The organism is Streptomyces sp. SID5910, assembly GCF_009862125.1.
Taxonomy (GTDB): Bacteria; Actinomycetota; Actinomycetes; order Streptomycetales; family Streptomycetaceae; genus Streptomyces.
On record NZ_WWHX01000077.1, the window covers coordinates 1 to 12,923 of the forward strand.

Here is a 12,923-nt window from a genome sequence, read left to right on the forward strand (position 1 = left end):
TCCGTCTCGAAGGGCCGCTCCCCGTGGTCCATCGTCCCGCCGACCATCTGCCACGGGTGGCCGGGGGAGTACACGGAGTGCAGCTGGAGCGGCCGGCCGTCCTTGTCGGTGAAGTGCACGCACGCGAACGCGGTGGCTTTCAGCACCGTCTCGGCGTACTGCTCGGGCGGCATCCACGCCGGACCGTTCTCCGGGGCGCCCGCCGCGGCTGCCGGTCGGAGACGCGTCATCCGCATCAGCGCCGGGCTGCCCGTGAAGCCCAGCTCCCGGTAGAGCGGCTGGGCCTCCACACTGGCGTGGAGCTCGAACAGGGTGACGCTCTCGGCGTCGGCGAGGTGGTCGACCAGCGCGGTGACCACCGCGCGGGCGTAGCCGCGGCGCCGGAAATCGGGGTGGGTGGCCACGATCTGGAGGCGCGCGGCCATGCCACGGGGGTAAGCCGGGGCCGAGAGGACCGGGTGGATCAGGCCCAGGGCGCAGGCGGCCAGCGCGCCGTCCGGGGCGTCGATGACGAACGCGCGCGCGTCGCCCGCCGGAGCCAGCCGGGACGCCAGCTCGTCCGCGGACCGCCCGATCCACTCCTCGTCCATGGGCGAGGACAGGACATGGGCGGAGCGCATGCGGATGATGCCCTCGGCATCAGCGGACGTCGCCGCGCGCACCGGTGCTTGCCCGGCGACAGGCGGCGGGTCGGCCGCGGCGGTGGGTGCGGGGTCGGCGTTCACCAGGGTTCTCCTGTCAGTGAGAAGGGGTCGTGATGCTCGGCGCGCAGCCGGGCCAGTGTTCGCCGACCGCGCTCGACCAGCTCGGGATCACCGTGGGCGGAGCCGTAGGCGATCCCGCTGACCGAGTCGAGGGCCGCGTCGATGACCAGCCGCGCCCGTTCGGCCGGGGTCAGCTGCCTGCCGTACCCGCCCAGGAACGCCGCGAGCAGGTCGGGACGCCCGTGCCAGGCGTCGGACAGGCGGGCCAGATCTCGAACGGCCGGCCCTGGCTCGCTGCGCTCCAGGTCGATCACCGCCACGAACGGACCGGAGTCTTCCGCGGTGGTGCAGGGGTTGTAGAGGATGTTGCGGAGCTGGAAGTCGCCGTGGGTCTCCACCCACTCCAGCGGCTCCAAGGGCCCGGCCCGCGCGACCAGGTCGCGGACGAACTCCGCGTCGCCCGGCTGGAGATGCGCCCGCGCTTCCGCGAGATGCCGGTCCGCCTTGCCGATCGCCGGGCCACTGCCCGCTGGAGCGGGACGGGCCGGGCAGGACCCGTGGATGCGGCGGGCCAGCGCGCCGATCCGCTGGACGACCGCTTGCTCCCGCTCCGGGGCCAGGAGCATGCCGTGCAGCGGACGGCCCGGCACAGCGGTGATCACCACGGCCCGCAGCGCCTCGTCGGCCGCCACCAGCCGGGGCGCGGCCGCTCCCAAGGACGGCGCCCATGTCCGCAGGCCCCGTACCTCACGGCTGTGGAACCGCTCGCTCTGGTGCACTTTCACATACCAGGTGCCGCCTTGGGCGCCGTCAGCACGCCAGACGCGGCTGCTCTCCCGCGCCCACGACGTGTCCACCCACCCGGCGATCCGGCCGACCGACCGCTCCGCGAATCCCTCGACCGCCGCGCCGGGACCGACGGGGCCTTGTCCGACGGTCACGGCCGGGACGAGGCGCAGGCGGTCGGCTGCGGGGTCGAAGGCGACGGCGTCACCGGGCATCTGGAAGTGCAGGGCCAGCCGTGCGTCGGCGGTGTAGGCGTCCAGCCCGGCGCGGCAGTACGCCACCATCCCCGTGGGCAGCGCGCCCAGATACGCCCACTCCATGGCGTCGCAGACCTCCGGCTCCGCGATCCGGGGCTCGCCCTGCCAGCGCCGGACCTCGAAGAAGTACCCGGTGCGACTGCTGCCGCCGGGACCGCGGTGGTGCACGGTCACGGCCGCCCGCACGTCGGAGGGGTCGATGACGACACCGGTCTCCTCCCGCGTCTCGCGTACCAGGGCCGTGACGACGTCCTCGTGCGGACCGTCCAGATGCCCGGACGGCAGGTGCCACAGGCCCGTGGCGTACACCCGCCCGGCCCGCCGCGACAGCAGCACCTGCGGTCCTCCGGCGGTCTCCCGGCGCAGGATCAGGTGGACGTCCACGGGCTCGGTGTGCCGCTGCCCGCCGCTCATCGTTCACCTGCCGGACGCCGGGCGAGCGGGATCGTGCACACGGTCTCCTCCAGGCGCTGTTCCCGGTCGATGGCCGCCGCGCTGCATGTGAGGTGGCGGGGGAGTGGCACGTCATCACCTCGGGACGGCGGAGGGGCGGAGAGGTTCGCGGCGATGAGGCCAGCCGCTTCGGCGGGGTGCGCAGGGGTGGCGCCGGAGCCCTTCACGCGGTGGCCTCGTGCTTGTCATCGTCCGGCTCGGACGTGATCTGGTAGGACAGCAACTGCTGGAAAAGTCCTGGCTCTTGGGAGAGCTGTGCGTAGGTGCCCTGCTGGACGACGCGGCCTTCGTCGAGGACCACGATGCGGTCGGCGACGGCCACGTTGGTGATGCGGTGGGTCACCAGCAGCACCGCCCGGTCCCGGGCGAGGGCCCTCAGCCGCTGGAAGATGCGGAACTCGGCACGGGGGTCCAGGTTGGCCGTCGGCTCGTCGAGGACCAGGAGACCGGCCTGGCGGAAGAACGCTCGGGCCAGGGCGATGCGCTGCCACTGGCCGCCGCTCAGTTCCTCTCCGTTGAGCCACTCGCGGGCCAGCAGCGTGTCCAGGCCGGCACCGAGCTTGTCGACGACCTCGTGGGCGTCGGCCGCCTCGCACGCCTCGCGGACCGCCGCGTCGCCGCGCGCGGTGGGCTGGCCCTGCGTCACGTTCTCACGCACGGTGAGCGGCCAGTGCGCGTAGTCCTGCGGTACGAGGGCGACCTGCTTCCACAGGGCCAGTGGGTCGGCGTCGCCGGTGGGGACGCCGTCCCACAGCACCTGGCCGTTCGTGGGCAGGTAGAGGCCGCTGACCAGCTTGGACAGCGTCGACTTGCCCGAGCCGTTGAAGCCCACCAGCGCGGTGACCTCGCCCCGGCGCAGGGTGAGGGAGACGTCGGACAGGGCGTCGCGGTCCTTGCCCGCGTAGCGGTGGGTGACCGACTTGACCTCGATCGTCTCCGGCGGCTCGGGGCGGTGCGGGCCCCGCCGCATGCGGTAGCCGCCGGCCTTGTCGAGGAAGCCGGTCCAGTCGTCCATGTACAGCCCGGTCCGCACGGCGCGGGCGCCGACGGCGACCAGGCCACGGACCGCCATGCCGGCGGTCTGAAGGGCGAAGACGGCCGTGCCGGCATGCCCGACGCTGATGCGGCCAGTGGCGAGCAGCCACACGACGGCCGCCCACACCACCGCTGACCCCAGACCTCCGCACACCGCGCCGACCAGGGACATCCGGGCGCCCTGGTCGGCCGCGACCCGGTCCTCGTGGTTGATGCGGGCGACGGTTTGCCGGTACCGGCCGGAGAGGAAGTCGGCCATGGTGCCGGCGCGGATCTGGTCGGCGGCGTCCTTCGTGTAGATGTGCCAGCGCAGCACGGACAGCATCCGGTTGTCGCCGTTGCTGCGGAGGTTCGCCAGGTAGCGGACGCGAGCGGCGCTGACCTGGGCCAGGGCCTGCGGGAGGCTGGCGGCGACGAGGAGGGGGAGAAGGACCCAGTGCACGCCGGCGAGGACGATGGCCCCGGCGAGGAAGGCGGCGGCCGAGGCGATCAGGTCCTGCCCTTCGTTGATCAGATCGCCGGTGACCTGGGCGCCGCGGTCGGCGGCCTCGCGGTCGCGGTTGAAGTCGGGGTCGTCGTAGGCGCACAGCTCGACCTCGGCGCAGCCGGTGAGCAGCATCTGCTCGGCCTCGCGGGACATCAGCGGGCCGAGTCGGGAGGAGAGCCAGTTGACGGTGATGCCGAGGAGCGCGCGCACGCCGGTGGCCCCGGCGAGCAGAGCGACCGACGGCCATGCCTGAAGGAGCCGGTTGTAGACGTCTCCGTCACGCAGCAGTGCGGTCAAGGTGCCGGCGATGGCGACCAGGCCGAGGGCCTGCATCACGCCGGTGATCAGTTGGCACAGCAGGAGGCCGGCGGTCGCCCGCCGGTCGACGCGCCAGGCCAGGGCCAGCGAGCGGCGCACCAGCTGCGGAAGGCGGCGGGCCATGTCGCGCATGCGGATCGAGCGTCCGGCTGCCTCGCGGCTGCCGGTCAGGTCGACGTACCGCATCTGCGGCTCGGGAGCGGTCGGGGGCGCGATCGCCGTCGAGGGGGCGGACGGGGTGGTGGAGGAGACGACGGGCGCTGCGGGGGTGGTGCGCGGGCCGGGAACGCTGTCGGCTGATGCGTCGGCGGGCTCACTCATGCCGCCCACCCCGTATCCGGACGTTCTGAGGCGATGGTTCCGTCAACGCCGCGCTGGATCGGCCCGGGCCGCCGTTCGATTCCGGGAGGCTGCTGCAACGGGGCGAGGGTGGGATGCATGGCGTCCTCCGTATGGGCGTCGGTGTGGCACGGATGCTCTAAGAACGCGGTGGGTCTGGTCCCGTCACGGCCCGATCGGAGGGCATTTGGTGAACGACAGTTCTATTACTGGAGATGGGTCGTGCGGGCTCTGGGGTGTCGCGGCTCAAACTCGTTCGATCAGGTCGGACCACTCCTTCAGGGAATTGCGGACAGCACGGACCGGGCCGGCCGCGCGGTGCGATGGCGGCGGCCTTGCAGTGGGTGATCGGGGAAGAGCGGGAGATCGTCAGGTGTCGACGACGGTGAAGGCGACGGCCGGAAAGCGGCGGCCAGGCAGGCCCGCGTCGACGGGGAGCGCGAGGCGTGGGGCCCAGGGCAGGAGAGGGCGGACGGCCTCGCTCGCCAACCGGCGTACCCGGTAGTCCTCGTGGCGGCTCCACGCGTCGATGGTCTCCATCGTCTCGTCGGGGAAGTCGGCGAGTATGGCGCACCCTGGGACTCTCGCAGCCGGACACCGTCCCCGACATCGGCGCGGCCGAGAGGTTCCCGGCCGGTGTGCGGGAAGGTCTGGCCGAGGACACGCTGAAGCCGGGGGACCGACTCGCCGAGCGGACAGCCGCGTTGGGGAACAACCACCCGGACGTCCTCGAAGCCCGCCACGAACTCGCCCAGCGGCGCGGGGAAACGGGAGACGCGGCAGGAGCGGCGAGCGCCTACGCGCAACTCGCCGTCGACGCGGAACGCCTGTTGGGGCCGGACCACGTGGACACCCTCGCGTTTCGGAACAACCACGCGTCCTATTTGAGCGACCTCGGCGACGGCACGGGGGCGATCGCCGTACTCGAAGCCCTCCTCCCTGACCTGAACCGGGTTCTGGGCCCCGCGCACGCCGCCACGATCGCCGCCCGGACGAATCTGTCCTTGGCGCGCGAGAGGGTACGACAGCGCAGGGCCGCCGACGGCGGACGCAGCGAACAGGACTCGCAGCAAGGGGAGTCGGCTGCCTCCTACGCAAGGAGATCCAGCGAGGGATCTGTCTGGCATTCCGGCGACGAAGGCATGCCGCACGAGCCGCCCTCCGACGCCGCCTCCAGAGCGGCACGGTGCGCCGAACTGCTCGACGCACTGGCTCGGGAGCTGGGCCCCGACCACCCCAAGGTTCTCCAGCACCGGCCCAAGCTCGTCCGTGCACTGGCGGATGCCGGAGACCTCGCCGGAGCCGTCGGCGCCTGCGTCGATCTGCTCGTCGACCTGAGCAGGATTCTGGGACCGAATCACCACGACACACTCCAGGCACGGAACATCCTGGCTCAACTTCAAGAATGGTCAGGTGACCATGCCGGCGCGGCGAACGCCTACGCCACACTGCTTCCTGACGTGGAACGTGCTCTGGGCCCGATCCACCCGCTGGCGCTGGCCACGCGGCACAACCTCGCCGTGTCCCGGGGGCTCGCCGGAGACGCTGCGGGGGCGGTGGCCATGCTCGGAAGGTCGCTCGCCTCGATGCTCCGGACGCTCGGTCTCGACCACCCCGAGGCCCTGCCTGCCCGCTTCCATCTGGCGTGGACGAGAGGCCTGGGCAGGAGACTTGACTGGCGTCGTCGCCGCGCTCGATGAGGTATCGGCCGCTCAGCAACAGGTCGTGGGGAGGTTCGACAAGCGCGCCCACGTCTTCCAGGGCACGCCTCGCCCGCCCGTCAACCGGGACGGCCGCGGCCGCAGAGATCCTCGGCGGGGAGCTGGAGGGAATCGTGTACGTCGGCAGGGCGACACCAAGTTCGGCCGGCGACCGACTTCAGCGCGGCGAAGACGGCGGTGGCAAAGAGCAGCGAGCCGGGCCTGGGCAGCACTCGGTCGTCTCGAAGCCGGTCCGCCGCACGGCCATCGACAGTTCCGGTCGCACGAGCCAGCCACGCAGGAGCGCGGTCGTCACCTCGTGGCTGTCCGTCGCGATGGAGGCGTGGAAGATGGTGCGGGCCATGCGCCGAGCATGCCATGCCCCATCGTCCGCGGGAGAGCCCCTTTTACGGCTTTGGCAGGGTCACGCGAAGCGTCTACTGGTCAGGAGGGGTCGGTGAACGAGACCGGCTTGCCGGTGGCGTGGGCGTACGCGATCTCCCTGCTCGTGGACTCGCCGACATACCCGCCCGGGTTGACGACCAGAACCCGGTCGGCCAGGTCGATCTTGCGCAGGTGGAGGGCGCCCAGCGCGGTCTTCTGCTCGTCGGTGATCGACTCGTCTGCTTCGTGATCCTCGGTACGGAGGAAGACGCTTGGCGCGACGACGATGACACCTGCGAAGGTCAGGTCACGGTTCGCCGCGCTCATCTCGTTCGCGAAACGGGTGGAGCCGCAGATGCAGACGATCTCAGGTCGGTCGGGCACGGCTCAGTCCTTCGGAGCGAACGGGAAACCGTCAGTGTGCGCGTAGCCATCACACACGGGCATACGAGCCAAAGTCTACGCAGCGAGATGGGCACCGAGGCTGCAACGTCGCAGGCGGAAGGCGTGGCCCGGCCCGGTGGGCAACGCGCGGTCGCGGCGGGGGCCGACGCCCAGAGAGTGGTACGTCGCGATGACGCTGCCCGTCCGGACGACGAGGCCCAGCGCATCGCTCTCCATTCGGCACCGAGACCGCGCGGCACCGCCGGAACTGGCGCCCCCACGCGGCGAGTACGCCGGTTCCGGCCCGCGCGCGCCACCGCTTCCGTAGCATGGCGGCATGATCCTCAGCCGACGCCGCACCACCGCCCCGCGGTCCCGTGTGCTCGTCCTCCACGGCTGTTGTTGATCCCCACCGAGTAGTCCGCGCTGCGCGGTTCCCGTCCACCCGCCGGGTGGGCGCACCGCACCGATGCCGGGCGCCGCCCCAAGGGACCTCTCCGTCCCGGGGGCCTTCCACCTCCATCTCCGCGTCCCCGGCGCACCGTCCTCGCTCCGGCAAGGGCCGTGCTTCGGGCGAAAGGCAGGCCGCCATGCGTACCTCCGAAACCGCTCACGACCGCCGCAGACTCCGCCAATGGCTGGCCGGCGAGGCCCGCGCCGACGGTGTCGCCCGCCGCGACATGCTCCGGCTCCTCGCGGCCGCCGGACTGGCCGGGGCCGCCACCGCGGCGCCGGGCCCCCTCGCGCGGGCCGCCGACCGGGCCGTCACCGCGGCCGGGATCGTCAAGCCCCTGCCCGAGGCGTGGTTCACCGTCCGCGGCACCAACGCCGAGACCCGGTTCGCCGCCCTCGCCGGAACCGGCTACCACACCCCCAACGAGCGCTTCTTCGTCCGCAACCACACCACGACGCCCGTCCTCGACGCCGCCGACTGGTCGCTCACCGTCTGGGGCGACGGCCTCCGCCACCGCCGCCCGGTCGAGTTCTCCCTCGACGACCTGAAGACGTTCCCGGCCGTCTCGCACAGCGCGTTCGTGGAGTGCGCCGGCAACGGACGCAGCCTGTTCACCACCCAGCAGGGCCAGCCCGTCAGCGGCACCGCCTGGACGCTCGGCGCGATCGGCGCCGCCCGCTGGCGCGGTGTCCGCCTCGCCGACGTCCTCAAGCGAGCCGGCCTGCACCGGCGCGCCGTCGACGTCATGCCACGCGGTCTCGACGCCCCCTACGCCACCGCCGACGGCACCGACCTCGGCCGGGTCCGCCGTCCGCTGCCGCTGTCCAAGGCCCTCGACGACGTCCTGCTCGTCCACGAGATGAACGGCGAACCGCTGCCGCCCGACCACGGCCACCCCGTTCGGCTCCTGGTGCCGTCCTGGATCGGCGTCGCCTCCATCAAGTGGATCGGCGACATCGAGGTGGCGGCGCAGCCCCTCTACTCGCCCTGGAACACCGACTTCTACCGGCTCTTCGGGGACGCCCACCCGGCCGGCGGCAGCGCCCCGTTGACCCGGCAGACCATCAAGAGCGCCTTCGAGCTGGATTGGGAGGCGAACCTGCCCGCGGGCACCGCGCACCGGCTCACCGGGCGTTCCTGGTCCGGGACCGGAGGCATCGTCCGGGTCGAGGTCAGTACCGACGGCGGCACCACCTGGGACGAGGCCCGGCTGCACGACAGGCCGCGCCGGGACGGCTGGGTCCGCTGGTCCACCCGGTGGCGTCCGTCGGCCCCCGGCCCCCACACCCTGCTGGCCCGCGCCACCGACAGCACCGGACGGACCCAGCCCGACGCCACCACCGCCAACACGCAGGGCTACCTCTTCGACGCAGTCGTCCGCCACCCGGTGCACGCCGTCTGAACGACGAACGGGCCCGTAGGGTAGGGCACATGGACGCTGCGGACGATCTCGTCAAGGATCCCTACCGGGTGTACGACCGCCTGCGGAGCGCGTCGCCCGTGCATCCGATCACCGGCCCGGACGGGAGCCGGGCCTGGTTGGTCACGCGCTACGACGACGTGCGACAGGCGCTCATTGATCCCCGGCTCTCGCTGGACAAGAGGAACTCCGTGGACGGGTACACGGGCTTCGCCCTGCCGCCCGCGCTCGACGCCAACCTCCTCAACATGGATCCGCCCGACCACACGCGTATCCGCCGCCTGGTCGGCCGTGCCTTCACCCCGAGCAGGGTCCAGCAGCTCCGGGCGCCCATCCAGAAGGCCGCGGACCAACTCCTCGATCCTCTGGGCGAACACGGTCGTGCCGACCTGATCGCTTCCTACGCCGCGCCGCTGGCGATCACGGTGATCTGCGATCTGCTCGGTGTCCCGGATCGCCACCGAGTCGACTTCGGCGGCTGGACGCACGCACTCCTCGCCCCCGACCCCGCCCGCCCGACAGCGGCTCGTGACGCCGTCGCCGCGATGCTCGCCTTCTTCACCGAGCTCCTGGCGGACAAGCGCCGTCGCCCGGCGGACGACTTGCTGTCCGACCTGATCCGCGTCCGCGACGCGGGGGACGCTCTCAGCGAGGACGAGCTCATGTCGCTCGCCTTCCTCGTCCTCGTGGCCGGCTTCGAGAACACCGTCCACCTGATCGGCAACGCGGTGCTCACGCTCGTGCAGCACCCGGAGCAGTTGGCGCTTCTGCGCGAAGATCCCACCCGCCTGCCGGACGCTGTCGAGGAACTCGCCCGGTTCGAAGGACCCGCGCTGCTCGCCATCAGGCGCTTCGCCACCGAGGACCTGGTGCTCGGCGGGGTCACCGTGCCGGCCGGACAGACGGTCCTGCTGTCCCTTGCCGCCGCGAACCGCGACCCTGCGCGCTTCGAGGATCCGGACCGGCTCGACATCGGGCGAGACGCCACGGGCCATCTCGCTCTCGGCCTCGGCATCCACTACTGCCTGGGGGCGGCACTGGCCAGGACGGAGGCGGAGATCGCCCTTCAGACCCTGCTCGCGCGCCTTCCCGGTCTTCAGGCGGCAGACGTGGAGCCCCGGTGGCGGCCTTCGCTGCGCTCCCGCAGCCTGACGGCCCTGCACGTCAGCTACTGACCCGACTCGTGGGCCGCACCCAGGGGATGCGGCCCACGGCTCGCAACGCGGCTCAGCTGTCCGGAACTTCACGGCCTCGGCGTGGCCGCCGCTGGAGCAGCCCGCCGAGCATGGGCAGGGTCAGGCCGACGAAGAGGAACAAGACGGCGAGTCCGCTCAGCACCGGGCTCACCGCCTCCTCGACGTCGAGGGACCACGGGCTGTCGAGTGTGTAGAAGACGATGTACGACCCTTTGGACATCGTGTATCCGACGCCCAGGGCGGCCGCGAGCGCGCACAGGGCGAAACCGGCGCCGGTCCACGGGCGGTCGGTCCAGCTGCGGCGGGCGGTCCGGCCGCACATGAAGACCAGCTCACCGCAGGTGACCAGGACGTAGGAGAGGTAGATGAGCAAGTAGGCGGCCACGGGCGGGTGGTCGGCGTACGCCGTGGTGAACTCGATGTCGTCGTCGTTCGCCGCGACGAAGAGCGGGATCATGACGGCCAACTCGACGGCAGCCGCGAATATCCGCTGCTGCATGGCGATGCGCAGGTACTCCGGGCGATAGGCCAGGTCGACCATGGTGATCTGTAGTGACGCACACCAGAGGATGGCGCAGATGTGCGCCACCAGCTTGCCGGCGTTGTCCAGGCCGGTGACCTGCTCGGCGGCCCGGGCGACCGCGGGTATCGCGAAGAACACTCCCAGGGTGCACACACCGAACGCCACGGCGATCAGCCAGGTGAAGACCCGTGGGTGATGAATGGCCCTGCGGGTGCAGAGCACGGTGACGATGACTCCCGCAACGGTGCAGGAGCCGAAGATCATGCCGTCCAATTAGAGACCTTCCAGTGCATCGGCCGCGTATTGAGCGGCTTCGGTTCCTGTCCGTCGTCGCCTGGCCTTCTTCGGTTTCTCGACGCGCGAGCGGTCCGAGGCCGAGCCGCCCGGGCCCGTGCAGTCCGGCACGGACGGCATGCCGAGAGCTTCCCGCCGTAGCTCCAGATGCGCGACGACCTCTCGCATCTCGCTCTCCGGCAGGTCGTTCAGCAAGGCGAGCACCTGACGGGCCAGGGGGTTCTCGAAGGCTTCGAGCGCTTCGAGGTCGTCGTAGCTCGCATGCGGCAGCAAGTGGGCCGGCGGCACGTCGCCGAGGGCTCGGCACAGGGCGAGGACGGTCTTGACGGTCGGGTTGTCCTGCTGACCGCCGGCGAGTTTCGCGATGAGCGCGAACGACGCGGACGTGGGCGGATCGGGCAGGTCGTCGACAGCCTGGGACAAGGTACGGGACACATACGCCTTGCCCCTGGCGTCCGTTCGGCGAGCCATGAGCGACTTCAGTTTCTGCGCGAGGGAGAGCGGCTGCGAGCGCCGCGTTTCGGCGGCGGCACCACCCGCGCCCTCCCCCTCGTCACGACTCACACTCACGTAGTGATCTCTCTCGCCATCATCGATCTTGCGTTTGTGTACTTTAGTTGACACGCCGTCGGGCGCAAGGGCAGGATCGCATCATCGGCAGGGTGTGCGCTCCCCGCGCCCACGGACCGCAGCGATCGCTGAGAGGAGCGCCACGTGGCACAGCACGGCTTACGCGTCCCGGAGATCGACACCGGCAGGCCTCACTCCGCGAGGATCTACGACTACCTGCTCGGCGGCAAGGACAACTACCAGGTTGACCAACAGGCCGGTGACGAACTCCTCGCCGCCGCACCGCAGGAACGCGTCGGTGCCCGAGCGAACCGTGCCTTCCTGGAGCGCGCCGTCCGCCACGTCGTCGGCCGTGGCCTCCGGCAGATCCTCGACATCGGCGCCGGGCTGCCCCACTCGCCCAACGTGCACGAAGTCGCCCTGGAGTTGGCGGCGGACGTGCGCGTCGCGTACGTCGACAACGATCCGATCGTGACGGCCCACGCGGACGCCCTGCTGCGCAGCTCCGACGCGATCAGCGTCGCGCTCGCCGATCTCCGCGACCCGCGGGCCCTCTTGGACCACCCCGGCGTCCGCGACGCCATCGACTTCGACGAGCCGGTCGCTCTGCTCCTCGTCTCCGTCCTCCACTTCCTCACCGACGCGCAGCATCCCGAGCGGGTCGTCGCCACGCTGCGCGACGCGCTGCCGCCCGGCAGCTTCCTGGTGCTCTCGCACGCCACGGGCGACTTCGCCGATTGCAGCGGGGCGCGGGCCGTCTACAACAGGGCCGCCGCCCCTCTCAACCTACGGTCCCGCGCCGAGATCGAGCGGTACCTCGACGGCTTCGAGCTGGTAGAGCCCGGCCTGGTACAAGTCCCTTCGTGGCGGCCCGAGATACCGCCGACGACGACAACGGCCGGCGTCGGCATCTACGGAGCCGTCGCCCGCAAGACGGGCTGAGCGCCACCCGCACTCAGAGAACGCACACGCCCCGGCCCGGGCGGCAGTTGGCGACCTCAGCGCGTCGATTGCCGACTCGGCACGTTCCTGCGCGAGTGAAGGTCACCGGCTCACCGGCTCACCGGGGCGGGCACGGGCGCGGTGCCTCCGCAGGACGCGCGGACGACCAGGGTTGGCCACAACTCGACCCGGTGGACGGGGCGTTCGACCGGATCGGAGGCACGGGCCAGCGCCAGTTCGGCGGCCAGGACGCCGAGCCGGTGCTTCTGCGGGCGTACGGCGGTCAGGGGAGGGTCGGCGGCCGCGGCCACTTCGTCGTCGTAGGTGATGACGGCGAGGTCGTCGGGGACGGTGAGGCCGTGTTCGTGAGCGCGTTCGATCAGGCCGATGGCTTCGCTGTCGGAGTGCACGAACAGCGCGGTGGCGCCCGCCTCCCGACATGCGCGGAGTGTGGCGTCGTAGGCGTCCGCCCATCCGGAGGAACCGTACGAAGGGACGTCGTGCGTCAGGCCGGTGTGGTCCGGCAGGCCCAGTGAGGCGACGGTTTCCTGCCAGCCTTCGCGCAGGGCCTTGGTGGTCGGGCTGAAGCGCGCGGTGACGAAGGCGATGCGGCGGTGGCCGAGCGTGACCAGGTGCCGTACGGCCAGACCCGCGCCGAGGCTGTGGGCGGTAGTGGC

At 71.6% G+C, this 12,923-nt stretch carries 13 protein-coding genes; 4 read left to right on the plus strand and 9 right to left on the minus strand.

Features of this window, described 5'->3' with window-relative positions; translation table 11 throughout:
- The 4 genes from GTW67_RS03115 to GTW67_RS36840 all read right to left on the minus strand — a co-directional run.
- Positions 1-725: GNAT family N-acetyltransferase (locus GTW67_RS03115; protein WP_346010543.1), on the minus strand; the 725-nt coding region annotated here is incomplete at its 3' end.
- The gene (locus tag GTW67_RS03120) at positions 722-2,161 is read right to left on the minus strand and encodes a phosphotransferase (protein ID WP_161163247.1); all 1,440 of its coding nucleotides are present in this window, start codon (positions 2,159-2,161) and stop codon (positions 722-724) included. The genes GTW67_RS03115 and GTW67_RS03120, both read right to left, overlap by 4 nt.
- A gap of 202 nt (positions 2,162-2,363) precedes the next feature.
- Positions 2,364-4,226 (minus strand): ABC transporter ATP-binding protein, encoded by a 1,863-nt coding sequence (locus GTW67_RS03125; RefSeq protein ID WP_161163257.1) that lies wholly within the window; start codon positions 4,224-4,226, stop codon positions 2,364-2,366.
- Positions 4,227-4,748: 522 nt separating this feature from the next.
- Entirely contained in the window at positions 4,749-4,919 is a 171-nt protein-coding gene (locus GTW67_RS36840) for a hypothetical protein (RefSeq protein WP_202436762.1), read from the minus strand.
- A gap of 98 nt (positions 4,920-5,017) precedes the next feature.
- Here GTW67_RS36840 and GTW67_RS38305 point away from each other — a divergent pair, with 98 nt between their 5' ends.
- Complete coding sequence (locus GTW67_RS38305; protein WP_161163248.1) at positions 5,018-6,079, plus strand: tetratricopeptide repeat protein; 1,062 nt, start codon at positions 5,018-5,020, stop codon at positions 6,077-6,079.
- A gap of 178 nt (positions 6,080-6,257) precedes the next feature.
- Here GTW67_RS38305 and GTW67_RS03135 read toward each other — a convergent pair whose 3' ends face one another.
- Positions 6,258-6,443, minus strand: a complete 186-nt coding sequence (locus GTW67_RS03135) for a hypothetical protein (protein ID WP_161163249.1) — start codon at positions 6,441-6,443, stop codon at positions 6,258-6,260.
- A gap of 80 nt (positions 6,444-6,523) precedes the next feature.
- Positions 6,524-6,847 carry a hypothetical protein gene (locus tag GTW67_RS03140; protein WP_161163250.1) on the minus strand — a complete coding sequence of 108 codons (324 nt, stop codon included), beginning with the start codon at positions 6,845-6,847 and terminating at the stop codon, positions 6,524-6,526.
- Positions 6,848-7,437: 590 nt separating this feature from the next.
- Here GTW67_RS03140 and GTW67_RS03145 point away from each other — a divergent pair.
- Together GTW67_RS03145 and GTW67_RS03150 are read left to right on the plus strand one after the other, a co-directional pair.
- Positions 7,438-8,703 carry a sulfite oxidase gene (locus GTW67_RS03145; protein ID WP_161163251.1) on the plus strand — a complete coding sequence of 422 codons (1,266 nt, stop codon included), beginning with the start codon at positions 7,438-7,440 and terminating at the stop codon, positions 8,701-8,703.
- Between the two features lie 29 nt (positions 8,704-8,732).
- Complete coding sequence (locus GTW67_RS03150; RefSeq protein WP_161163252.1) at positions 8,733-9,896, plus strand: cytochrome P450 family protein; 1,164 nt, start codon at positions 8,733-8,735, stop codon at positions 9,894-9,896.
- Between the two features lie 52 nt (positions 9,897-9,948).
- Here the strand turns inward: GTW67_RS03150 and GTW67_RS03155 are convergent, their stop codons facing one another.
- The gene (locus GTW67_RS03155) at positions 9,949-10,704 is read right to left on the minus strand and encodes a hypothetical protein (protein ID WP_237518627.1); all 756 of its coding nucleotides are present in this window, start codon (positions 10,702-10,704) and stop codon (positions 9,949-9,951) included.
- 9 nt (positions 10,705-10,713) lie between these two features.
- Positions 10,714-11,298, minus strand: coding sequence for a hypothetical protein (locus GTW67_RS03160; RefSeq protein WP_346010544.1), 585 nt, complete (start codon positions 11,296-11,298; stop codon positions 10,714-10,716).
- Between the two features lie 150 nt (positions 11,299-11,448).
- Between GTW67_RS03160 and GTW67_RS03165 the strand changes: the two genes are divergently transcribed.
- A complete protein-coding gene (locus GTW67_RS03165) occupies positions 11,449-12,246 on the plus strand; it encodes an SAM-dependent methyltransferase (protein WP_161163254.1) in 798 nt (265 codons plus the stop codon).
- Positions 12,247-12,356: 110 nt separating this feature from the next.
- On the opposite strand, the gene GTW67_RS03170 is transcribed toward GTW67_RS03165, so the two are convergent.
- A partial coding sequence (locus GTW67_RS03170; RefSeq protein ID WP_161163255.1) for a substrate-binding domain-containing protein occupies positions 12,357-12,923 on the minus strand: 567 nt, incomplete at its 5' end.